The 23,434-nt window shown below is 72.0% G+C and carries 17 protein-coding genes; 9 read left to right on the top strand and 8 right to left on the bottom strand.

The annotated features are described in order from the left end of the window. The first annotated feature begins 261 nt into the window (after nt 1-261). From LN042_RS07475 to pyk, 8 genes are all read left to right on the top strand, one after another. A complete protein-coding gene (locus LN042_RS07475; RefSeq protein WP_230049679.1) occupies nt 262-2,187 on the top strand; it encodes an alpha-1,4-glucan--maltose-1-phosphate maltosyltransferase in 1,926 nt (641 codons plus the stop codon). Further along, nucleotides 2,184-3,887 carry a maltose alpha-D-glucosyltransferase gene (treS, locus tag LN042_RS07470; protein ID WP_230049678.1) on the top strand — a complete coding sequence of 568 codons (1,704 nt, stop codon included), beginning with the start codon at nt 2,184-2,186 and terminating at the stop codon, nt 3,885-3,887. Before LN042_RS07475 ends, treS begins: the two co-directional genes overlap by 4 nt. A 218-nt stretch (nt 3,888-4,105) precedes the next feature. Next, a complete protein-coding gene (locus tag LN042_RS07465) occupies nt 4,106-5,641 on the top strand; it encodes a maltokinase N-terminal cap-like domain-containing protein (protein WP_230049677.1) in 1,536 nt (511 codons plus the stop codon). A 3-nt stretch (nt 5,642-5,644) separates the two neighbouring features. Continuing rightward, on the top strand, nt 5,645-8,155 hold the full coding sequence (gene glgB / locus LN042_RS07460; protein WP_443667700.1) for a 1,4-alpha-glucan branching enzyme: 2,511 nt from the start codon (nt 5,645-5,647) through the stop codon (nt 8,153-8,155). Nucleotides 8,156-8,211: 56 nt separating this feature from the next. After that, on the top strand, nt 8,212-9,387 hold the full coding sequence (locus LN042_RS07455) for an alpha/beta hydrolase (RefSeq protein ID WP_230049676.1): 1,176 nt from the start codon (nt 8,212-8,214) through the stop codon (nt 9,385-9,387). 127 nt (nt 9,388-9,514) lie between these two features. Next, nucleotides 9,515-11,665: a phosphate acetyltransferase gene (pta, locus tag LN042_RS07450; RefSeq protein WP_230049674.1), complete on the top strand. Its 2,151-nt coding sequence runs from the start codon at nt 9,515-9,517 to the stop codon at nt 11,663-11,665. Next, the gene (locus LN042_RS07445) at nt 11,658-12,863 is read left to right on the top strand and encodes an acetate kinase (RefSeq protein ID WP_230049672.1); all 1,206 of its coding nucleotides are present in this window, start codon (nt 11,658-11,660) and stop codon (nt 12,861-12,863) included. The genes pta and LN042_RS07445 overlap by 8 nt, the downstream gene beginning before the upstream one ends. Nucleotides 12,864-12,924: 61 nt before the next feature. After that, nucleotides 12,925-14,355: a pyruvate kinase gene (gene pyk, locus LN042_RS07440; protein WP_230049670.1), complete on the top strand. Its 1,431-nt coding sequence runs from the start codon at nt 12,925-12,927 to the stop codon at nt 14,353-14,355. 64 nt (nt 14,356-14,419) lie between these two features. Here the strand turns inward: pyk and LN042_RS07435 are convergent, their stop codons facing one another. The 4 genes from LN042_RS07435 to trxA form a co-directional block, all read right to left on the bottom strand. Next, nucleotides 14,420-16,051 (bottom strand): hypothetical protein, encoded by a 1,632-nt coding sequence (locus LN042_RS07435; protein WP_230049668.1) that lies wholly within the window; start codon nt 16,049-16,051, stop codon nt 14,420-14,422. After that, nucleotides 16,048-16,668 (bottom strand): DUF6114 domain-containing protein, encoded by a 621-nt coding sequence (locus LN042_RS07430; RefSeq protein WP_230049666.1) that lies wholly within the window; start codon nt 16,666-16,668, stop codon nt 16,048-16,050. The genes LN042_RS07435 and LN042_RS07430 overlap by 4 nt, the downstream gene beginning before the upstream one ends. 170 nt (nt 16,669-16,838) lie before the next feature. Next, the gene (locus tag LN042_RS07425) at nt 16,839-17,531 is read right to left on the bottom strand and encodes a DUF6230 family protein (RefSeq protein WP_230049664.1); all 693 of its coding nucleotides are present in this window, start codon (nt 17,529-17,531) and stop codon (nt 16,839-16,841) included. Nucleotides 17,532-18,151: 620 nt separating this feature from the next. Beyond that, nucleotides 18,152-19,135: a thioredoxin gene (gene trxA, locus LN042_RS07420; protein WP_230049662.1), complete on the bottom strand. Its 984-nt coding sequence runs from the start codon at nt 19,133-19,135 to the stop codon at nt 18,152-18,154. Between the two features lie 322 nt (nt 19,136-19,457). On the opposite strand from trxA, the gene LN042_RS07415 reads away from it, so the two are divergent. Next, nucleotides 19,458-20,120, top strand: a complete 663-nt coding sequence (locus tag LN042_RS07415) for a TetR/AcrR family transcriptional regulator (RefSeq protein ID WP_230049660.1) — start codon at nt 19,458-19,460, stop codon at nt 20,118-20,120. A 57-nt stretch (nt 20,121-20,177) separates the two neighbouring features. Here the strand turns inward: LN042_RS07415 and icmA are convergent, their stop codons facing one another. The 4 genes from icmA to LN042_RS07395 form a co-directional block, all read right to left on the bottom strand. Then, entirely contained in the window at nt 20,178-21,863 is a 1,686-nt protein-coding gene (gene icmA / locus LN042_RS07410) for a coenzyme B12-dependent isobutyryl-CoA mutase large subunit (RefSeq protein ID WP_230049658.1), read from the bottom strand. A 266-nt stretch (nt 21,864-22,129) separates the two neighbouring features. Beyond that, the gene (locus LN042_RS07405; RefSeq protein ID WP_230049656.1) at nt 22,130-22,468 is read right to left on the bottom strand and encodes a DUF3817 domain-containing protein; all 339 of its coding nucleotides are present in this window, start codon (nt 22,466-22,468) and stop codon (nt 22,130-22,132) included. Between the two features lie 54 nt (nt 22,469-22,522). Then, the gene (locus LN042_RS07400) at nt 22,523-23,047 is read right to left on the bottom strand and encodes a MarR family winged helix-turn-helix transcriptional regulator (RefSeq protein ID WP_230049654.1); all 525 of its coding nucleotides are present in this window, start codon (nt 23,045-23,047) and stop codon (nt 22,523-22,525) included. Between the two features lie 59 nt (nt 23,048-23,106). Beyond that, nucleotides 23,107-23,418: a DUF3817 domain-containing protein gene (locus tag LN042_RS07395; protein WP_230049652.1), complete on the bottom strand. Its 312-nt coding sequence runs from the start codon at nt 23,416-23,418 to the stop codon at nt 23,107-23,109. Nucleotides 23,419-23,434: the final 16 nt, after the last annotated feature.

Genomic DNA, 23,434 nt, shown 5'->3' with positions numbered 1-23,434 from the left:
CGACGCCCCGGGCTGCCGCCGATCTCGGGCAGGAGTCTCGGCATGCACGGCGACACACGGAATCAGTCCGCACTGGTGTCCGAGGGGTTGGAGTCATCCGCCCTGCCTTCGGTATCGATTCCGGCCATAGCGGCACCGGCTCCGACGCCGCTGCGGCGCCGCACCACCCGCACGGCCGAGACGCCCGCGAAGTCCGGCGGTACCAAGCCCGCCGCCCCCAGGAAGCGTGCGGCCGCTCCCCGGGCCAAGGAGAGCGACCTGATGATCGGTCGGATCCCCGTGCTCGACGTCGCCCCCGTGGTGGACGGCGGCCGCCGCCCGGCCCGCGCGGTGGTCGGCGAGACCTTCCTGGTGACCGCGACGGTGTTCCGCGAGGGCCATGACGCGGTGAACGCCAATGTGGTGCTGCGCGATCCCAGGGGCCGCGGCGGACTGTGGATCCCCATGCGGGAGCTGGCGCCGGGCACCGACCGCTGGGGCGCCGAGGTCACCCCGACGGCCGAGGGCCGGTGGAGCTACGCGGTGGAGGCCTGGAGCGACCCGGTGGCCACCTGGCGGCACGCGGCCACCATCAAGGTCCCGGCCGGACAGGACGTCGAACTCACCCTGGAGGAGGGCGCGCTGCTGCTGGAGCGGGCCGCCGCCGAGGTGCCCAAGCGCGACGGACGCCCGCTGGTGCTGCGCGCCGTGACCGCGCTGCGCGACCCCTCCCGCCCGCCGCTCACCCGGTTGGCGGCGGCGCTGACGCCCGAGGTGACCGGCGTGCTGGCCCGCCACCCGCTGCGGGAGTGGGTGACCTCCTCGGCGGCCCTGCCGCTGCGGGTGGAGCGGCGGCGGGCGCTGTACGGGTCGTGGTACGAGTTCTTCCCGCGCTCCGAGGGCGCCACCCTGGACCCGCCGAAGTCCGGCACCTTCCGGACGGCGGCCGAGCGGCTGCCCGCGATCGCCGCGATGGGCTTCGACGTGGTCTACCTGCCGCCCATCCACCCGATCGGCCACGCCTTCCGCAAGGGCCCCAACAACACCCTCACCCCGGGCCCCGACGACGTCGGCTCGCCCTGGGCGATCGGCTCCCCGGAGGGCGGCCACGACGCCGTCCACCCGGACCTGGGCACCATCGAGGACTTCGACGCCTTCGTCGCCCGCGCCACCGAACTGGGCCTGGAGATCGCCCTGGACTTCGCCCTCCAGGCCTCCCCCGACCACCCCTGGGTCAACAAGCACCCCGAGTGGTTCAGCCACCGCATCGACGGCACCATCGCCTACGCCGAGAACCCGCCCAAGAAGTACCAGGACATCTACCCGATCAACTTCGACCAGGACTTCGACGGCCTGGTGGCCGAGACCCTGCGGCTGCTGCGCCACTGGATGGGCCACGGCGTGCGGATCTTCCGGGTCGACAACCCGCACACCAAGCCCGTCCACTTCTGGGAGAAGGTGCTCGGCGAGATCAACCGCACCGACCCCGACGTCATCTTCCTCGCCGAGGCCTTCACCCGCCCCGCCATGATGCACACCCTGGCGAAGATCGGCTTCCAGCAGTCCTACACCTACTTCACCTGGCGCAACAGCAAGCACGAGCTCACCGAGTACCTCACCGAGCTGTCCGGTGCGGCCGCCGCCTACATGCGGCCCAACTTCTTCGCCAACACCCCGGACATCCTGCCCCGGCACCTGCAGCACACCGGTCCCGCCGCGTTCGCGGTCCGCGCCGTGCTGGCCGCCACCCTCTCCCCCAGCTGGGGCGTCTACGCGGGGTTCGAGCACGCCGAATGCGTGCCGGCCGGCCCGGACACCGAGGAGTACCTGGACTCGGAGAAGTACCAGCTGCGCCCGCGCGACTGGACCCGCACCGACACCCTGGCCCCGCTGCTCACCCGGCTCAACGAGCTGCGCCGGGCCCACCCGGCGCTCCAGGACCTGCGCAACCTCGCCTTCCTGCCCACCGACAACGACCAGATCATCGCGTACACCAAGCGCACCGGCGAGGACGAGGTCATCGTCGTGGTCAACCTCGACCCGTGGCACCCGCAGGAGGCCACCGTCACGCTTCCGGGTGACGGTCCGTTCGCCGCCACCGACGAGCTGAACGGCGAGCAGTACACCTGGCACCGCCACAACTACGTCCGGCTCGACCCCTCGGCGTCGCCGGCCCACCTCCTCACCGTTCGGAGGATCTCCCTGTGATTGTGAACGAGCCCGTCCCCGACACCTTCGCGGACACCGAGCAGAAGGACCTGGACCCGGAGTGGTTCAAGCGCGCGGTCTTCTACGAGGTGCTGGTGCGGTCCTTCCAGGACAGCAACGGCGACGGTGTCGGTGACCTCAAGGGGCTCACCAGCAAACTCGACTACCTCCAGTGGCTGGGAGTGGACTGCCTCTGGCTCCCGCCGTTCTTCGCGTCCCCGCTGCGCGACGGCGGCTACGACGTGGCCGACTACACCGCGGTGCTGCCGGAGTTCGGCGACCTGGCCGACTTCGTGGAGTTCGTGGACGCGGCGCACAAGCGCGGCATGCGGGTGATCATCGACTTCGTGATGAACCACACCAGCGACCAGCACCCGTGGTTCCAGGCCTCCCGCCACGATCCTGACGGCCCGTACGGCGACTTCTACGTGTGGGCCGACGACGACAAGCAGTACCCGGACGCGCGGATCATCTTCGTCGACACCGAGACCTCCAACTGGACCTACGACCCGGTCCGCAAGCAGTACTTCTGGCACCGCTTCTTCTCCCACCAGCCGGACCTCAACTACGACAACCCGCGGGTCCAGGACGAGATCATGGCGGCCCTGCGGTTCTGGCTGGACCTGGGCATCGACGGCTTCCGGCTGGACGCGGTGCCGTACCTGTTCGCCCGGGAGGGGACCAACTGCGAGAACCTGCCGGAGACCCACGAGTTCCTCAAGCGGGTCCGCAAGGAGATCGACGCCGACTACCCGGACACCGTGCTGCTGGCCGAGGCCAACCAGTGGCCGGAGGACGTGGTCGACTACTTCGGCGACTTCACCTCCGGCGGCGACGAGTGCCACATGGCCTTCCACTTCCCGGTGATGCCGCGGATCTTCATGGCGGTGCGCCGCGAGTCCCGCTACCCGGTCTCGGAAATCCTCGCCAAGACGCCGGCCATCCCGCACGGCTGCCAGTGGGGCATCTTCCTGCGCAACCACGACGAGCTGACCCTGGAGATGGTCACCGACGAGGAGCGCGACTACATGTACGCGGAGTACGCCAAGGACCCGCGGATGCGGGCCAACGTGGGCATCCGCCGCCGGCTCGCCCCGCTGCTGGAGAACGACCGCAACCAGACCGAGCTGTTCACCGCGCTGCTGCTCTCGCTGCCCGGCTCCCCGGTGCTCTACTACGGCGACGAGATCGGCATGGGCGACAACATCTGGCTGGGGGACCGCGACGGCGTGCGCACCCCGATGCAGTGGACGCCCGACCGCAACGCGGGTTTCTCCTCCGCCGACCCGGGCAGGCTCAGTCTGCCGCCCATCATGGATCCGGTCTACGGATACCAGGTGACCAACGTCGAAGCGCAGCAAAGCAGTTCGTCCTCACTGCTGCACTGGACCCGGCGCATGATCGAGATCCGCAAGCTCAACCCGGCCTTCGGGCTCGGCAGTTACACCGAACTCCCGTCCAGCAACCCGGCCGTTCTGGCGTTCGTCCGGGAGTACGAGGGTGATCTGGTGATGTGCGTCAACAACTTCTCCCGCTTCCCCCAGCCCACCGAGCTGGACCTGCGGCAGTACGGCGGGCGCTACCCGGTCGAGCTGATCGGCGGGGTGCGGTTCCCGTCGATCGGCGAGTGGCCGTACCTCCTCACCCTGGCCGGGCACGGCTTCTACTGGTTCCAGCTGCGCAGGCCCGTGGCGCAGTAACGATCCAGCGGCACCGGGGGGCGCACGGCGCGAGGCAGCTGCGCTCCCTGAGTGAATCGCGCGCCACCTCGTACGGAGAACAGCCCAACGCCTACCCCTCAGGCGTGACACCCGAGCCAGACTCGCGTGCCGCCGCCGTAGCGCCGCCGAAATCCGGAAGACTGGCGGGCCCGGCCTGATCCACCGGGCCGTCAGCCTGCTTCCGGGGAAAGGGAGTCATGTCGGAAACCTCCCGTTCTCAAGCCCACGCCCACCGCGACGCGGGAACCGCGCCCCGCGGCCCGGGTGGCGCGGGCGGTCCGTACGGCGTCGGCGGCGCGGGCCGCGGCGCGGGCTCGCACTCCGGGCACACCGGCAGACCGCGCGGCAGCACCTCACTGGCGGTCGGCGAGCTGGTCGAGGCCGCGCTGCCGATGATCGCCGACTGGCTGCCCGGCCAGCGCTGGTACGCCGGCAAGGGCCAGGCGATCACCGGCCTGCGTCCGGTCACCGCGACCCCGCTGGTGACCGGCGACCCGGCGATGCTGCACCTGCTGCTCCGGGTGGAGCACGGCGGTCAGTCCGACCTCTACCAACTGCTGCTCGGACTGCGGGCCGAGGCACCGGCCGACCTGCTGCCGGAGGCCTCGCTCGGCAGCCTGACCCACGGCCCGTACGACGGCGCCGCGCTCTACGACGCGGTGCACGACCCGGAGCTGACCGGCCGGCTGCTCGGCCACCTGGCCACCGCCGACCGGTTCGGGCCGCTGGCCTTCCGCCGCACCCCCGGTCCGGGCCTGCCGAGCGACCTGCTGGGCCGGGCCGGCACCGCCGAGCAGTCCAACACCTCGGTGATCTTCGGCACCGCGTTCATCCTCAAGCTGTTCCGCCGGATCAGCCCCGGCACCAACCCCGACCTGGAGCTGTCGCTGGCGCTGTCCCGGGCCGGCAGCACCCGGATCCCCCGGGTGGCGGCCTGGTTCGAGAGCCGGCTGGCCGGATCCGAACCGGCCACCCTGGGCCTGCTGCAGCGGTTCCTGCCGGACGCGGAGGACGGCTGGGAGCTGGCCCTGGACCAGGTGGCCCGGCTCAAGGGCGACCCGAGCCCGGGCAACTTCGCGGTGGAGGCGCACCGGCTCGGCCGGGCCACCGCCGAGGTGCACCGGGTGCTGGCCCGCGCCCTGCCGGTGGCCCGGCTGGACCGCGAGCAGACCGGGCGACTGGCCACCGGGATGGCCGAACGGCTGGACGTGGCCGCCGCCGCGGTGCCCGCGCTGCGGCGCTACCGCCCGGCCCTGCACGCCGCCTTCCAGCAGTTGACGGCGGAACACCTGGCCGACCTGACGGTCCAGCGGATCCACGGCGACCTGCACCTGGGCCAGGCGATGCGCACCCCGCACGGCTGGGTGCTGCTGGACTTCGAGGGCGAGCCGGCCAAGTCGGTGGCCGAGCGGCGACTGCCGCAGCCGGCCCTGAAGGACGTGGCGGCGATGCTGCGCTCCTTCGACTACGCGGCCGCCCACCTGCTGGCCGGCGCACCCCAGCCGGACCCCCAGTTGGCCCATTTGGCGGCCGGCTGGGCGGCCCGCAACCGGACCTCCTACTGCGCCGGCTACACAGCGGCCGGCGGCACCGATCCGACGGCCTGCCCCGAGCTGCTGCGGGCCCTGGAGATCGACAAGGCGGTCTACGAGGTGGTCTACGAGGCCCGGCACCGGCCCAGCTGGCTGCCGATCCCGCTGACCGCCATCCACAGGCTGGCCACCACCACCTGACCTATGTTCAGAGCAGTTGCCCCGCCCGTTCCGCACCCGTCCCAGGAGGATCTCGCCGTGGCCCCGCCCGACCGCTCCGCCCCGAACGTGCCCGCCACCTTCCTCCCGGGCCGCCCGGGCAGCGGCGGTCGAGACCGGGCGGCGAACCAGGCCGGTCAATCCGGTCAGCCCAGTCAAGCGGGTCGGCGGAGCCGGGGCGGGCGGCGACCGGCGCTCGCCCCGACCGTGCCGAAGGCGGCTCCGGGAGGGGCGACCACGGCCGAACCGGCCGAAGCCCCGGTGCTGGACGGCCCGGTGCTGCGGCTGGCCGAGGCGCCGCTGCCGCCCGCCGAGATCGAGCGGCTGGTGAGCGGCGCGCACCACGACCCGCACGCCCTGCTCGGCGCCCATCCGACCACCGGGGGGACGGCCATCCGGGTGCTCCGCCCGCTGGCCGAGCGGGTCACCGTGGAGACCGCCTACGGCCCGGCCGAGCTGACCCACCAGCAGGCCGGCCTCTTCACCGGCCTGCTGCCGGGCTCGGGGATCCCCGCCTACCGGCTGCTGGTGAGCTACCCGGGCGGCGAGCCGCTGCCCCAGGAGGACGGCTACCGGATGCCGCCCACCCTGGGCGAGCTGGACCTGCACCTGATCCGCGAGGGGCGGCACGAGAAGCTCTGGGGTGCCCTGGGGGCGCACCGGCGCACCGTCAACGGGGTGGACGGGATCGGCTTCGCGGTCTGGGCGCCGAACGCCGTCGGGGTCCGGCTGGTGGGCGACTTCAACCACTGGGACGGCACCGGGTTCCCGATGCGCTCGCTGGGGGCCAGCGGGGTCTGGGAGCTGTTCGTGCCGCACCTGCGGGTCGGCACCCGGTACAAGTTCGAGATCCGCGGCCGCGACGGGCAGCTGCGGCAGAAGGCCGACCCGCTGGCCCGGCAGGCCCAACTGCCGCCGGAGACCGCCTCGGTGGTCACCGAATCCGACTACGTCTGGGGCGACGCCGAGTGGCTGGCCAAGCGCGCCAGGGCGCACCACCACCGGGAGCCGATGTCCGTCTACGAGGTGCACCTGCCGTCCTGGCGGCCCGGCCTGGACTACCGTCAGCTGGCAGTGGAACTGCCCGCCTACCTAAAGGAGTTGAACTTCACGCACGTGGAGTTCATGCCGTTGATGGAGCACCCGTTCGGCGGGTCGTGGGGCTACCAGGTCTCCGGCTTCTACGCACCGACGGCGCGGCTGGGTTCGCCGGACGACTTCCGGTACCTGGTGGACGCGCTGCACCGGGCCGGGATCGGCGTGATCATGGACTGGGTGCCGGCCCACTTCCCCAAGGACGACTTCGCGCTGGCCCGGTTCGACGGCGAGCCGCTCTACGAACCGGCCGACCCGCGCCGCGCCGAGCACCCCGACTGGGGCACCCTGACCTTCGACTACGGCCGCACCGAGGTGCGCAACTTCCTGGTCGCCAACGCGGTCTACTGGTGCGAGGAGTTCCACATCGACGGCCTGCGGGTCGACGCCGTCGCCTCCATGCTCTACCTCGACTACTCCCGGGCCGACGGCGAGTGGGTGCCCAACCAGTTCGGCGGGCGGGAGAACCTGGACGCCGTCCGGTTCCTCCAGGAGATGAACGCCACCGTCTACCGCCGCTGCCCCGGTGTGGTGACCGTCGCCGAGGAGTCCACCGCCTGGGACGGCGTGACCCGCCCCACCCACAGCGGCGGCCTGGGCTTCGGCCTGAAGTGGAACATGGGCTGGATGCACGACTCGCTGGTCTACATGTCCAAGGAGCCGGTGCACCGCAAGTACCACCACAACGAGATCACCTTCTCGATGGTGTACGCCTACTCGGAGAACTACGTGCTGCCGATCTCGCACGACGAGGTGGTGCACGGCAAGCGGGCGCTGGTGAGCAAGATGCCCGGCGACTGGTGGCAGCAGCGCGCCAACCAACGCGCCTACCTGGGCTTCATGTGGGCCCATCCGGGCAAGCAACTGCTCTTCATGGGACAGGAGTTCGCCCAGGGCGCCGAGTTCCACCACGAGCAGGGCCCGCAGTGGTGGGTGCTGGACGAGGGCTGGCCGGCCGCCGAGGACCACCTCGGGGTGCGCCGGCTGGTCGGCGAGCTGAACCGGCACTACCTGGACACCCCCGCGCTCTGGGAGCAGGACACCCGGCCCGCCGGCTTCCGCTGGCTCGACGCCGGCGCGGCCGAGGACAACCTGCTCGGCTTCGTCCGGTACGCCGCCGACGACGGGAAGGACGGGCGGCTCGGCCACCGCGGGCCGCTGGTGGTCGTCTGCAACTTCTCCCCGGTGGTCCGGCACAACCACCGGATCGGGCTGCCCCGGCTGGCCGGCGGCGACCAGCTCTGGCGCGAACTGCTCAACACCGACGACCCGCGGTTCGGCGGCAGCGGGGTGGCCAACGCCGCGCCGATCAAGGCCGAGAACATTCCCTGGAACGACCAGCCGTACAGCGCGGAGCTGATCATTCCACCGCTCGCCACGCTCTGGTTGCTCCCAGCCTGACTCCAGTGGTCTCCCAGTTGCGCAACCGAACACGCGTACTGGCAGTCTTTGCTCTCGTGGAACTGACCGGCACGCCCTTCTTCGTCCTGACCATCGTCCTCTTCGTGGCCTCGATAGCCCTGGCCCTGGCCTACTGGGGACGCGGCAGGGGCGACCAGGAAGCCCCGGGCGGCCGCCGGCGCGGCCGGGGCCGACGCAGCGGCGGAGCGACCCCGCTCGGCTACGCCGGCTCGCTCGGGACCGTGCTGTTCTGCCAGCTGACTGCCATCGCGGTGGTGTTCACCTGGGTGAACGACGACAACCAGCTGTACGGCAGCTGGGCGGACCTGCTCGGCACCACCAGCCACGTCCGGGCGGTGCCGGTGCCGCCCAAGGACAACGGCCTCGCGGGCGACCAGGCGACCGGCGCTCCCAAGGTGATCCAGTCCTTCCACGCGCCCAGCTCCGACGCGGTGCCGCGGGACGTCAAGGAGACCGACCTGAAGGGCCGGCTGTCCGGGGTGGACGGCGAGGTGCTGGTCTGGACGCCACCGCAGTACGACGACCCGGCGTACAAGGACAAGGACTTCCCGGTGGTCGAGCTGCTGGCCGGCTACCCCGGCAGCACCAGCACCTGGTACGGCGCCACCGGCATGAACGTCACCCAGCAGCTCGCACCGCTGATGAAGTCCGGCCAGATCACCCCGTTCATCCTGGTCACCCCGCGGGTCAACCTGCTGCAGCACGCCGACACCGGCTGCGCGGACGTGCCCGGCAAGGTCAACGCCGAGACCTGGCTGGCCCGCGACGTGCCGCAGATGGTGCTGGACAACTTCCGCACCACCGCCTCCCCCGACCAGTGGGCGGTGGCCGGCTACTCGGCCGGCGCGCACTGCGCGGCGCGGCTCGCCCTGGGCCACCCGGACCGGTTCCGCGCCGCGATCGCCATGTCCGGCTACAACGACCCGATGCAGGAGAGCGACTCGCTGACCGCCAAGGACCCCAAGCTGCGCGAGACCTCCAACCCGCTCTACCTGCTCACCCACGCGGCCACCCCGCCGAACGTCTCGCTCTGGGTGAGCGGCCGCAAGGGCGACGGCCTGGAGGACGCCACCGCGCTGCAGCAGGCCGCCAAGCCGCCGACGACGGTCACCCCGTTCGAGACCACCGGGGCGCACCTGATGTCCACCTGGCGGCCGCTGGTGGTGCCGTCCTTCAAGTGGCTGAGCGGCATCATCCCGGCCCCCAAGTGATCGCCGGGTGACCTCCGTCCCGTGCTCCGACCGGCTGGCGGCACATGCGGCCGCCCGGCCCGGCCGCGGAGGTATGGTCGAAGCGATCCGGCCCGCCCGGGCCTGAACGACCGAACGGGGAACGGCAGTGGCTCGCAGTGTGTACGTGACCGGGATCGACCGGGGGGACGGCCGGCAGGCGGTCGAGCTCGGGGTCATGGAACTGCTGAGCCGCCAGGTGGACCGGGTCGGGGTGTTCCGCCCGCTGGTGCACACCGACGCGCCGGGGCGGGCCGACCACATGCTGCAGCTGCTGCGGTCGCGCTACCGGGTGGCCCTGCCGGCCCCCGAGCTCTACGGGCTCAGCTACGAGCAGGCGGCCGCGCTGGCCGCCGCCCAGGGCCAGGACGAGCTGGTCTCGGTGCTGGTCGAGCGGTTCCGCGCGCTGGAGCGCAAGTGCGAGGCGGTGCTGGTGCTGGGCACCGACTTCGCCGACACCAACATCCCCGACGAGCTGGCCTTCAACGCCCGGTTGGCCAACGAGTTCGGCGCCCTGGTGCTGCCGGTGGTCGGCGGCCAGCACAAGGACCAGCAGACCGTCACCGCCGAGGTGCTCAACGCCCACCGCGCCTACGCCGACCTCGGCTGCTCGATACTGGCGACGATCGCCAACCGGGTGCTGCCGAGTGCCGAGCCGCAGGTGCTGCTCGGGCTCGCCGGCAAGCTGCCGGAGCCGGTCTACGTGATCCCCGAGGAGCCGGCGCTGGCCGCCCCGACGGTGGCCCAGCTGGTCGAGGCGACCGGGGCCGAGGTGCTGCTGGGCGACGCCGCCGGGCTGGCCCGGGACGTCCGCGGCTTCGTGTTCGGCGGGGCGATGCTGCCGACCTTCCTCGCCGCACTGACCGAGGGAGCCCTGGTGGTCACCCCCGGGGACCGGGCCGACCTGCTGATCGGCTCGCTGGCCGCGCACGCCGCCGGCGCCCCGCCGCTCGCCGGCGTGATGCTGACGCTGGACCAGCACCCGGGCCCGGACGTGCTGGCGCTGGCCGCCCGGCTGGCTCCGGGCACCCCGGTGGCCGTGGTGCACGAGAGCAGCTGGCCGACCGCCGCGGCGCTCACCCACATCGAGGGCCGGCTCGGTGCGTCCAGCCCCCGGAAGGCCGAGATCGCCCTGGGCCTGTTCGAACTGCACGTCGACTCCGCCGAGCTGACCAGCCGGGTCGAACTGGGCCGGTCGGACCGGGTGACCCCGATGATGTTCGAGCACGAGCTGCTGGAGCGGGCCCGCACCGACCGGCGGCACGTGGTGCTGCCGGAGGGCACCGAGGAGCGGGTGCTGCGCGCCGCCGAGATCCTGCTGCGCCGCAACATCTGCGACCTGACCCTGCTCGGCCCGCAGGACGACGTCCGGCGCAAGGCGGCGAGCCTGGGCGTCTCGCTGCCGGAGCCCGTCGAACCGGTGGAGCCGACCGACCGGGCCCGGCTGTGGATCGTCGACCCGGCCACCTCGCCGCTGCGCCGCCGGTTCGCCCAGCGCTACGCCGAGCTGCGGGCGCACAAGGGCATGACCGTCGAGCTCGCCCTGGACGTGGTCACCGACGTCAGCTACTTCGGCACCCTGATGGTCCAGGAGGGCATCGCCGACGGCATGGTCTCCGGCTCGGTGCACTCCACGGCCGCCACCATCCGCCCCGCCTTCGAGGTGATCAAGACCTCGCCGGGCGCCTCGATCGTCTCCTCGGTCTTCTTCATGTGCCTGGCCGACCGGGTGCTGGTCTACGGCGACTGCGCGGTCAACCCCGACCCGGACGCCCGGCAGCTGGCCGACATCGCCATCCGTTCCGCCGAGACCGCCGCCCAGTTCGGGGTCGAGCCGCGGGTGGCGATGCTCTCCTACTCCACCGGCAGCTCCGGCTCGGGCGCCGACGTGGACAAGGTCCGCGCGGCCACCGAGCTGGTCCGCGAGCAGCGCCCGGACCTGCTGGTGGAGGGCCCGATCCAGTACGACGCCGCGGTCGACCCGCAGGTGGCGGCCACCAAGCTGCCGGGTTCCGAGGTCGCCGGCCGGGCCACCGTGCTGGTCTTCCCGGACCTCAACACCGGCAACAACACCTACAAGGCCGTGCAGCGCTCGGCCGGCGCGGTGGCGGTCGGCCCGGTGCTGCAGGGCCTGCGCAAGCCGGTCAACGACCTGTCCCGCGGCGCGCTGGTGCAGGACATCGTCAACACGGTGGCGATCACCGCCATCCAGGCCCAGTCCAAGGAGATCGACGGTGTCAAGGAGTCCGGCGGTGCGTGAGGCGACCCGGATCCTGGTGCTCAACGCCGGCTCCTCGTCGGTCAAGTACCAGCTGATCGAGATGCTGGACGGCCGGCGGCTGGCGGTCGGCCTGGTGGAGAGGATCGGCGAGAGCACCGGCCGGCTGGTGCACACCCCGCTCAACGGCGAGCGGCGCGAGTCGGCGCGGGTCTTCGCCGACCACGCGGCCGCGCTCACGGCGGTGGCCGCCGAGCTGGCCGCCGACGGCGTCGGCCTGGACTCCCCCGAGCTGGCCGCGATCGGCCACCGGGTGGTGCACGGCGGCAAGCGGTTCACCGCGCCGACCGTGGTCACCGACGAGGTGCTGACCGAGATCCGCCGACTGGTCCCGGTGGCGCCGCTGCACAACCCGGCCAACATCACCGGCATCGAGGTGGCCCGGGCGCTGCGCCCCGACCTGCCGCAGGTGGCCGTGTTCGACACCGCCTTCCACAGCACCGTTCCGGAGCACGCGGCCCGCTACGCGATCGACACCGCGGTCGCCGACGAGCACCGGGTGCGCCGCTACGGCTTCCACGGCACCTCGCACCAGTACGTCTCCCGGGCCACCGCCCGGCTGCTGGGCAAGGATCCGGCCGAGGTCAACGTGATCGTGCTGCACCTGGGCAACGGCGCCTCCGCGGCCGCGGTGGCCGGCGGGGTCTGCGTGGACACCTCGATGGGGCTGACCCCGCTGGAGGGCCTGGTGATGGGCACCCGTTCGGGTGACATCGACCCGGGCGTGGTGTTCCACCTGCACCGGGTCGGCGGACTCTCCATCGACGAGATCGACGACCTGCTGAACCGCCGCAGCGGTCTGCTCGGCCTGTGCGGCGAGAACGACATGCGCGAGGTCATGCGGCGGGCCGAGGACGGCGACCGGGCCGCCCGGCTCGCCTTCGACGCCTATGTGCACCGGCTGCGCAAGTACCTCGGCGGCTACTACGCGGTGCTCGGCCGGGTGGACGCGATCGCCTTCACCGCGGGCGTGGGCGAGAACGCCGCGCCGGTGCGGGCCGCCGCCTGCGCGGGCCTGACCGAACTGGGCATCGAGGTCGATCCGGAGCTCAACTCGGTGCGTTCCGGTCAGGCCCGGGTGATTTCCCCGGAATACTCACGAGTAGTGGTCGCGGTGGTACCGACCGACGAGGAACTGGAGATCGCCCAGCAGGCGTACACCGTGGTCCACCAGGGTTAATGGCCGGGTTGAGTGGCTCGTCCCCGTTCCGTGAATAACTCATACGGATAGGATCATCGATATGCGCCGAGCAAAAATTGTCTGCACCCTGGGTCCGGCCACGGACTCGTATGAACAGTTGAAGGCCATTGTCGAGGCGGGCATGAACGTCGCCCGTCTCAACATGAGCCACGGCTCCCACTCGGAGCACGAGGAGCGGTACCTGAAGGTCCGCCAGGTGGCCGAGGACACCGGCCGCACCATCGGTGTGCTGGCCGACCTGCAGGGCCCCAAGATCCGTCTGGCGACCTTCGCCAACGGCCCGGTGACCGTTGACAACGGCGACACGTTCACCATCACCACCGAAGACGTTCCCGGTGACCAGCACATGTGCGGCACCACCTACAAGGGCCTGCCCGGCGACGTGAAGCCCGGCGACCCGATCCTGATCAACGACGGCGTCATCGCCCTGGAGGTCGTCAGCGTCGACGGCCCGCGGGTGCGGACCGTGGTGGTCGAGGGCGGGGTGCTCTCCAACAACAAGGGCATCAACCTGCCCGGGGCGGCCGTCAACGTGCCGGCCCTGTCCGAGAAGGACAAGGAGGACCTGCGCTTCGCGCTCCGCCTCGGCGTCGACATGGTCGCCCTGTCGTTCGTGCGCAACGCCGCCGACATCGACGACGTGCACAAGGTCATGGACGAGGTCGGCATCCGGGTGCCGGTGATCGCCAAGATCGAGAAGCCGCAGGCGGTCGAGGCGATGGAGGAGATCGTCCTCGCCTTCGACGCGGTCATGGTGGCCCGCGGCGACCTGGCGGTGGAGTACCCGCTGGAGAAGGTGCCGCTGGTCCAGAAGCAGCTGATCACGCTCTGCCGCCGCAACGCCAAGCCGGTGATCGTCGCCACCCAGATGATGGAGTCGATGATCCACGCCTCCCGCCCGACCCGCGCCGAGGTCTCGGACGTGGCCAACGCGATCCTGGACGGCGCGGACGCGGTGATGCTGTCGGCCGAGTCCAGTGTCGGCAAGTACCCGGTCGAGACCGTCAAGACGATGAGCCGGATCGCCGAGCAGGCCGAGGTGGAGCTGCTCTCCCAGGGCCTGCAGCCGCTCAACCCCGGCCGCAAGCCGCGCACCCAGGGCGGTTCGGTGGCCCGCGCCGCCTGCGAGCTGGGCGACTTCCTGAACGCCCAGGCGCTGGTGGCCTTCACCAAGTCCGGTGACACCGCCCGCCGGCTCTCCCGCTACCGCTCGCCGATCCCGGTGATCGCCTTCACCCCGGACTCGACCACCCGCAACCAGCTGGCGCTGAGCTGGGGCGTCGAGGCCTATGTGACCGAGCAGGTCGAAACCACCGACCAGATGGTGCTCCAGGTCGACCAGGAGCTGCTCAGCATGAAGCGCCTCGGCTCGGGTGAGACGGTGATCGTCACCGCCGGCTCGCCGCCCGGGATCCCGGGCAACACCAACATGGTCCAGGTGCACCACCTGGGCTCCCGGGTCGGTCACTGACCCGGGGCACGTGAGCGGGCCCCGCCGGTGGTCGACACCGGCGGGGCCCGCTGCGCGTCGCGGCTCAGAGGCCGTCGTAGGGCTGGTCGTCGTTGTAGAGGTGCATCCCGGGGATGTGCAGGTCACCGCCGAACTGGCCGGCCTGCACCGCCTTGACGCCGGTCAGCGACATGTCGAGCGGGATCGGGATGGCGCCGATCAGGTCGTACAGCCACTCCGGCAGGGTGTCCGGGGTGAGGGTGATGGTTCCCAGCGGCGGCAGCGGGATGCCGTAGAGCGAGGCCAGCTCGCCGCTGAGGCTCTCCACGTACATGGTGATCGGCCCGTTGCGCATGGTCGAGGTGGTGCCAGGACCGCCCTTCACGTGGAGGGTCTTGGCCTTGTCGCCGCCGGCCGCGGTGTTCTCGATCGTCGACATGTCGAGATTGTCGATGTCCACCGAGGAGACGGTGAACTTGAGCACCCGGTAGGTGCGGGTCGGGCTGTGCACCTCGTAGACGCCACCGAAGACCGCGCCGTAGAGCGACAGCTTGGTGGTGTGCAGGGTCCAGCTCTGGTCCGGCACCACGTTGCCGGTCAGCGCGCCGGAGGCCGCGACCTTGCTGGTGTCCACCGGGCAGAGCGGACGGGCGTCGCCGTTCGCCAGGGCCGAGGCGACCGCGGAGGGCGAGGCGGTGCCGGTCGGCGAGGCGGAGTCGCTCGGCGAGGGCCCGGCGGTGGCCGAGCCGCTGGGGGTCGCGCCGGGGCCGTCCGAGGCCGCGGCGGCCGACGGACTCCCGGTGGCGCCCGCGCCGCCCGGGGTGTTCGCGGTGCCCGCACCGCCCGGGGCCGGGGTGGCACCGGGTGCCACCGGGGCGGCGTCGCGGGGCGCGGGGGCGGCCGGGGCGGGGGCGCTCGCCGTCGGGGCGCTGCTCGGCCTCGGGGCGGCGGCACTCGGTGAGGCGGTGCTCGGTGAGGCGGTGCCACCTCTCGGGCTCGGGCTGCCGGCCGGGCTCGGCGGCGGGGTCTGCTGGTTCTGGTGGCCCGGGTCGAAGATCCCGGCGATGCCGCCCAGGATGGTCCCCAGCAGGTCCTGGCTCTGCTGGGTGCCCGGCTGGGTGGCGGCGGCCTGCACCGCCTGGCGGGTGACGTCGGTGGCGGCCTGCTGCGGGGCGGCGCCGGTCCGGGTGGCGGACTCGGCGGCCGGGGCGGCGGCCGGATGGCCGGACGTTCCGGTCGCGGCGACCGACCGGCTGCCCGCGCTGCCCCCGCCGGCGGCGGCGGGCGTCGCGGCGCCGGGCTTGTCGGCGTTGGGCGTCGCGGCGCTGGGCGTGCCGGCGGCGGGCGTCCCGTCCGGTCGGCTGCCCGTGGTGGCGGCGCTCGGCGTGCCGGCGGCGGGCGTTCCGGCGGCCGGCTGACCGCCCGTGGTGGCCGCGGACGTGCCGGGGCCGGGCAGCGGCGTGAGCGAGCTCTTGGGCACCGGGGTGACGGTGGTGGTCGGGGTGGCCGCGGGGGTGCAGTTGGCCGTGGCTCCGGCGGTCGCCGCGTGGGCCAGCTCGGGGGCCACGGTGGCGGCCATCAGCAGCGCGGTCGGCACCGCGGCGGCACCCAGCAGCTTGGCCCGGTTCCGGCCCCGCTCGCGCGGCGCGGCGTGCCGACCGGAGCCGCGGCGCCGGGCGGGCCGGTCCGGCTCGGCTTGGTTGTCGCTCCCGCTCACTCGTCCGCTCCCGCCTGCTCGGCCTGCGCCGCCCCGGTGGCGGCGGACTCGGCGGGCGCGCCGTCGGCCTGCTCACCGGCCGCCTCCCCGGCGGCCACCGACTGCGCCAGGCCGGCCGGCGCGGTGTCGCCGCCCGCCCAGCGGCTGCCGAGCTGCGCCTCGATCGGGCGCCGGACCGCCTCGGCCTCGGCCAGTGCGGCGAGCTGCTCCTCGGTCAGCGGAGTCCAGGCGCAGAGCAGGCCGCCGCCGATCAGGCCCAGGATCAGGCCCAGCCCGAAGCCGCCCAGGTTGGAGACGGGGAGCGAGATCAGGGTCAGGATGGTGACGCCGACGCCGCAGAACACCCGGCTCATCGGCTGGAACCAGGCGGCCACCCCGAGCAGCATCAGCAGCAGACCGATGACCAGCGAGCCGGCTCCCGCGGTGGTCGACATCGCGATGCTGAGCCCGCCCAGGCTCAGGTGCGCGTACGGGAAGTACAGGATCGGCAGACCGGCGAGGACCGCCACCATGCCGCCCCAGAACGGCCGGCTGCGGCGCCAGGCGCGGAACCGCACTCCCAGCGGGACTGACCGGCCGGCGCCGTCGAGCTGTTGGTTGGCAGTTGCGGTGGTCACGATGGAACTCCTCGCGAATCTGTCCGAGGGTGGAGACTCTGGGTGTGCGGCCAGGGGACGGCTCGAACCAGCCGCCCCCTGCCTGACGGGGCCGCGGTCGCGGTCCCGGTTCCGTTCCGTTCGGTGCCGTCCGGCGCTGTGACCCGGCCGGACGGACCGTCAGGCGCGGACTAGTAGCACTCGTTGTCGCCCTGGCTGATGCCCAGCTTCAGGTCCGGCAGCTTGAAGGTGCCGGCCGAGGTGGCCCAGGCCGTCTGGTGCACGTTGTGCAGCTCGGCCTTGGGGGCGGACTGGGCGAAGCCCTGGGCGCCGCTCGGCAGCCCCTGGCCCTTGATGTCCTTGAAGCCCTGGGCGGCGGAGCCCGGCAGCGTGGACGCGTCCTGGCCGATGTTGATCGAGTGGAAGGTCGCGTCCGCGCTCAGGTCGGTCATGTCGATCAGCAGGTTGCTGGCCTGGACCTGGCTCGTGTCCGTGGACGGGTCGTAGCTGTTCTGGTCGTCGGTCGAGTTCGCCTCGGGGGCCTGCCCGGCGTGCAGCTGCAGGGTCCACTTGCCCAGGCCGATCCCGCTGAGGTCGGTGACCACGGACTGGCACATGTTGTGCAGGGTGGCCTTGTCGAAGGCCGAGACCGCGACGGGGTGCATGGTCTTGCCGTCGGCCTGGACGTCGACCGAGCCGAACTGCGAGAAGTCCGTGCCGCGCAGGTGGTCGACGGTGACCTTGAACTGCTGGCCGGAGACGGCGAACGAGGCGGCCAGGGTGCTCTGGGCGATGCTGATGCCGATACCGGCGGTGGCGGCGATGCTGGGCACCATCACGAGGGCGAAGCGCTTCCAGCGGGTCTTGCCATAAGTCTTGGACATGCGTGTCCTCCTTCTCGGACGTACATCTCCGGTCGGCCGGAGGGACCGGCCGGGGATGGGAGAAGAGCTACGTCCTCGGTGGCGACGAGCACCGGTACACAGCGAGCCGACAACCGGTGTTCACCCCCCGAGCGACAACCAGCCGGCCACGCGGGGTCGCGCGACCGGAACGAGGACAGGAACCGCGGTGGGACGCGGACACCCCCCTGCCCTCCCAACCGCCGGAGGGGTCCGGCGGTTACCCGGTGGGGATCCCGCACTCCAGGTGTCCGGCAAGCTGCCGGAGGATGAAGTGAGGGACCGGGCGTCGCCGATCGTGCTGGAATCCCGGCCGAAGCACAAGAGGCGCCTTACTGACGGGTAATCCAACATTTGGTGACAATGATCATGAGCTGATCATGACATTGACGCAGAGTCACGAAATCCGATGGTCGACTCAAAGAAATCTGCTGGAAACAGGCAGGAAACACCCGCGCGCCATCACCTGGTGTGATGGCGCGCGGGAGTTGTCAAGATTTGATAACCCCTCGTCCGGGTCACCTATTGTCGTCTTGTCTCCGACGACACCGCAGGTCATCCGCCGTGCCATCGGCGGCACCCAGGGACGGGCCGACCCGGCGTCAGAAGAGCAGGCGAGCCAGCGCGGTGCGCGCCGTCGTGACCCGCGGGTCCTCCGGGCCGATCACCTCGAAGAGCTCCAGCAGGCGCAGCCGGGCGGTGTCGCGGTCGGCTCCGGCGGTGCGGCTCACCACGTCCAGCAGCCGCCCGAAGGCGTCCTCCACGTGACCGCCCACCAAGTCCAGGTCGGCCGCGTCCAGCTGGGCCCGCACGTCCTTCGGGTCGTTCGCCGCGGCGGTGCGCACCGCCTGCGGGTCGAATCCCTCCACCCGGCGCAGCAGCTCGGCCTGGGCGAGGCCCAGCTTGGCCTCGGTGTTGCCCGGCTGCTCGGCCAGCACGTTCTGGTAGGCCTGGATCGCACCGCCCAGGTCGCCGCGGTCCAGCGCCTCGTGGGCGGCGTTCAGCGCCGGGTCGCTGGGCGCGGCAGGGGCCGCCGGGGCGCCCGCACCGACCGTGCCGCCGACGACGCCGAAGCGCTGCTCGGCCACCAGGATCAGCTGGTCCAGCACCTTGCGGACGTTGGCCTCGTTCTCCGCGCCCTGGAAGAGCGGCACCAGCTGGCCCGCGACCACGGCCATCACGGCCGGGATGCCCTGGATGCCGAACTGCTGGGCGATCAGCTGGTTGGCGTCCACGTCGATCTTGGCGAGCACGATCCGGCCGGCGTACTCCTCGGCGAGCCGCTCCAGGATCGGGCTGAGCTGCTTGCACGGGCCGCACCACTCGGCCCAGAAGTCGATCACCACCGGAACCTCGGTGGAGCGCTGCACGACCTCGGTCTCGAAGGTCTCCTCGGTGACGTCGATCACCAGCGGGTAGCCGGCCGCGGCGGCGTTCTCCCCGTCGCCCCCGGCGGCGGCCTGACGGGCGCGTTCGGCGCGGGCCTGCTCGGCCTTCTGGGCGGCCTCGCCGGCCGCCTTCACCGCGGCGAGGTCGACCGCGCCGCGCAGGGCGGCGCTGTTCAAATGCGTGTTCCGTGGCTGCATGGCACCATCCTCCCCCTTGCGCGCCGGTGCCGGGCGCCATCCGCGAGGAAATGCCGCGGACGCCCCGGTAGCTGAGCCCGTCACGCGGATCCCCACCCGCGCTGCCGCGCCCGCCCCTCCCACAGGGCCGGCGCGTGGTTGTCGCTCTATTCGCTACAGGTCGTAGCGTATCTCCCCGGACGCCCCGTGGCGCAACCCCCACCCGGCACCGGCCGGCGTGACGTGGCCCACTTTCGACGACGACTTCCGCCGCCCCGTCCGCTGCGGCTACCGTGGCATCTCCCCCACCCAAGCTACTGACCAGTACCGATGAGGAGACGCGGTGGCCCCCACCCCGCAGCCCGCGACACAGCCCGCGACGCCGCCCGCACCACATCGTGCAAAGGGCCGCCCGCGCAGTGCCGCCGCGGACCGCGCGATCCTCGACGCCACCCGCGAGGCCCTGGCCGAACTCGGCTGGGGCGGCCTGACCATGGGCGACGTCGCGGTGCGGGCCGGCGTCGCCAAGACCACCCTCTACCGGCGCTGGCCGTCCAAGAACGAGCTGGTGGTGGACGCGGTGGCGAGCCTCTTCGACGAGCTGGAGATCGCCGACCGGGGCAGCCTGCGGGCCGACATCGCCGACGTGGTCGCGCAGTTCGCCGACCTGCTGGCCCGCCCGGAGAGCCAGGCCGCGCTGCTCGCGCTGTTCGCCGAGGGCAGCCGCGACCCGCAGCTGCGCCGGCGGATCCGCGAGCACATCGTCGACCCGCAGAAGCGGCTGGTGCACGAGGGGCTGGCCCACGCGGTGGCCCGCGGCGAAGTACCGGCGGACGGCGACGCGACCGCGATCGCCGAGCAGATCGACATCATCTTCGACACCATCGCCGGCGCGGTCGAGCACCGGATGCTGGTGATCGGCGAGCCGGCCGATCCGGTCTGGATCAACCGCTTCATCGACCTGCTCCTCAACCAGGGCCTCGTGTCCGGCTGCCCCGGCTGCTGACACGGCGAACCGCCGGGCGGCGGTGCCGACCCGGCGGTCGCGTGCGCGGCGAGCGACTCAGAAGCCGGCCGGCTCCCGGTAGGTCCCCCACTCCCCGCGCAGCGCGTCGCAGATCTCCCCGAGCGTGGCCTCGGCCCGCACCGCCTGCAGCATCGACGGGATCATGTTGGAGCCGTCCCGGGCCGCGGCCAGCATCGCGTCCAGCCCGGCGCGCACCGCGGCCTCGTCGCGCGCCGCCTTGCGCGCGCCCAGCACCCGGACCTGCTCCCGCTCCACCTCGTGGCTGACCCGGAGGATCTCCAGCTCCTTGGTGACCGAGCCCGGGAAGCAGTTGACGCCCACCACCCGCTTCTCGCCCTTCTCCACCTTCTGCTGGTACTGGAAGGCGGCCTCGGCGATCTCGCCGGTGAACCAGCCCTCCTCTATGCCGCGCAGGATGCCGGCCGTCATCGGGCCGATCGGGTGGTCCTCGGACCCCTTGGCCAGGATGCGCTGGAAGATCTCCTCGGCCTGCGCCTCGATCCTGTCGGTCAGCGCCTCCACGTACCAGGAACCGCCCAGCGGGTCGGCCACGTTGGCCACCCCGGTCTCCTCCATCAGCACCTGCTGGGTGCGCAGCGCGATCTCGGCGGCCTGCTCGCTGGGCAGCGCGAGGGTCTCGTCGAGGGCGTTGGTGTGCAGCGAGTTGGTGCCGCCGAGCACCGCGGAGAGCGCCTCCACGGCGGTGCGCACCACGTTGTTGTAGGGCTGCTGGGCGGTCAGCGAGACGCCGGCGGTCTGGGTGTGGAACCGCAGCCACTGCGCCTTCTCGCTCTTCGCGCCGTACCGGTCGCGCAGCCAGCGGGCCCAGATCCGGCGGGCCGCACGGAACTTGGCGATCTCCTCGAAGAAGTCCAGGTGCGCGTCGAAGAAGAACGACAGGCCCGGAGCGAAGACGTCCACGTCCAGCCCGCGGGAGAGGCCCAGCTCCACGTAGGCGAAGCCGTCGGCCAGGGTGTAGGCGAGCTCCTGGGCGGCAGTGGCCCCGGCCTCGCGGATGTGGTAGCCGGAGACGGAGAGCGGCTTGTAGGCGGGGATGCCCTGCGCGCAGTACTCCATCAGGTCGCCGATCAGGCGCAGGTGCGGCTCGGGGGCGAAGAGCCACTCCTTCTGCGCGATGTACTCCTTGAAGATGTCGGTCTGCAGGGTGCCGTTGAGCACGCCCGGGTCGACCCCCTGGCGCTCGGCGGCCACCAGGTACATGCAGAAGATCGGCACGGCCGGGCCGCTGATCGTCATCGAGGTGGTGACGTCGCCGAGCGGGATGCCGTTGAACAGCACCTCCATGTCGGCGGCCGAGTCGATCGCCACACCGCAGTGGCCGACCTCACCGAGCGAGCGGGCGTCGTCCGAGTCGTAACCCATCAGGGTCGGCATGTCGAAGGCGACCGAGAGGCCGCCGCCGCCCGCCTCCAGGATCATCCGGTAGCGCTCGTTGGTCTGCTCGGCGTTGCCGAAACCGGCGAACTGGCGGATGGTCCAGGTCCGGCCGCGGTAGCCGGTGGCGTGCAGGCCGCGGGTGTACGGGTACTCGCCCGGCCAGCCGATCCGCTCGAAACCCTCGTGGGCCTGGCCGGCGGGCGGTCCGTAGACCGGCTGCACCTCGTCGCCCGAGAGGGTGGTGAAGTCGGCGTCGCGCTTGCGAGCCCGGTCGTAGCGCTGCTGCCAGCGCTGCCGGCCCTGCTCGATCTCCTCGGCGTCCATGGCCTCGCTCCCGGGTAAGTGGTAGGACGTCCTAGCAGTTCGAATTTACTCGGACGTCCTACTATTTGTCGATGGATGACCGCGCGGCGAGCGCACCGAGTCTGGTCGGCGGGACGTCGGAACCGCTGCGGAGACCGCCCGCCTCCCCGGCGGCGGCGTCGCCGGCTTCGACTCCGAGCGCCCCCCGGGCTGCCCGCCCTGCGCCGCCGAACGCGAGGAACCCCGCCCACTGGGCGGGGTTCCTCGCTGCTGCGGTGCTCGCCCGGTCAGGCGCTGACCGGCTCCTCGGCGGCGACCGGGGCGGTGGCGGCCGCGGTCTCCCGGACGACCCGGCGCTCGGCGATGAAGGAGGCGAACGGGATGCAGCCGGCCGCCAGCGTGAAGACCAGGCGGCCCAGCGGCCACTTGAGCTTCTGCCCGAGCAGGAAGGTCACGATGAAGTACCCGATGTACAGGTAGCCGTGCAGCATCGCCACGTACATGGTGGCGTTCTGGGCGGTGTCGAAGCCGTACTTCGCGATCATGAAGCCGCAGAAGATCAGCAGCGCGCAGCCGGTGGCGATGGCCAGGGCGCGGTACCAGGCCAGCAGGGGGGTGGACTTCATGGGTCGACAGCCTTCACTAGACGAGGGGCTCCGATAGAGGGTAACCGGCCTTCCTCAGGAGTCCTCGACGCGCCCCTCGGCGAAGTCCCCGGCGGCCACCCGCAGCGGCTTGAGCAGCTCGAACACCTGTCGGCACTGCTCCTCGTCATAGGACTCCAGGCCGAACTCGATCGCCATCAGCTCCCGGGTGGCCTGCTCCACGACCTCCCGGCCGCGCCGGGTGATGGTGGCCAGCACCCCGCGCCCGTCCGACGGGTTGGGCCGGCGGGAGACCAGCCCGGCCTTCTCCAGGCGGTCCACCGTGTTGGTCACGCTGGTCGGATGGACCATCAGCCGCTCGCCCATCTTGGAGAGCGGCAGCTCGCCGGTCCGGCTGAAGGTCAGCAGCACCAGCGCCTCGTAACGGGCGAAGGTCAGACCGTAGGGCTTGACCACCCCGTCGACCCGGGCCAGCAGGATCTGGTGGGCACGCATCACCGAGGTGATCGCCGCCATCGCGGGCACCCGACCCCAGCGCTGCGTCCACAGCTCGTCGGCGCGGGCGATCGGGTCGAATTCGAGCGAGAGGGGTTTGGCCACGCTCCACACCGTACCGGCGGCCGGACCGGGGCCCGGCGGACGCCCGCATGGTGGACCGGCTACGCGGCCCCGGCGGCCGGCTGCCCCTTCTCCTCCTTGGCCAGCATCCGCTCGGCGAAGAAACCGCCGGTCGGGAGCACCGAGAGGACGAACAGCAGCGCCACCTTCTTGACGTCCCACCGCTGCTGCTGCCAGGCCAGGTAGAGGAAGGCCACGTAGGCGAGGAACAGCATCCCGTGGATCCAGCCGAGCACCGGGACCGGGTTGAAGCTGGTGGTCGACTTCAGCACCACGCCGACCAGCAGGAGTATGAAGGACAGGCCTTCGGGGCCGGAGACGAGACGCAGGCGGTGCGCGGCGCTGTTCTGCATGGCGGGGAGTACCTCA

The sequence above is a fragment of the Kitasatospora humi genome (assembly GCF_020907985.1).
Taxonomy (GTDB): domain Bacteria; phylum Actinomycetota; class Actinomycetes; order Streptomycetales; family Streptomycetaceae; genus Kitasatospora; species Kitasatospora humi.
This window is presented reverse-complemented; position numbering and strand designations above follow the sequence as displayed.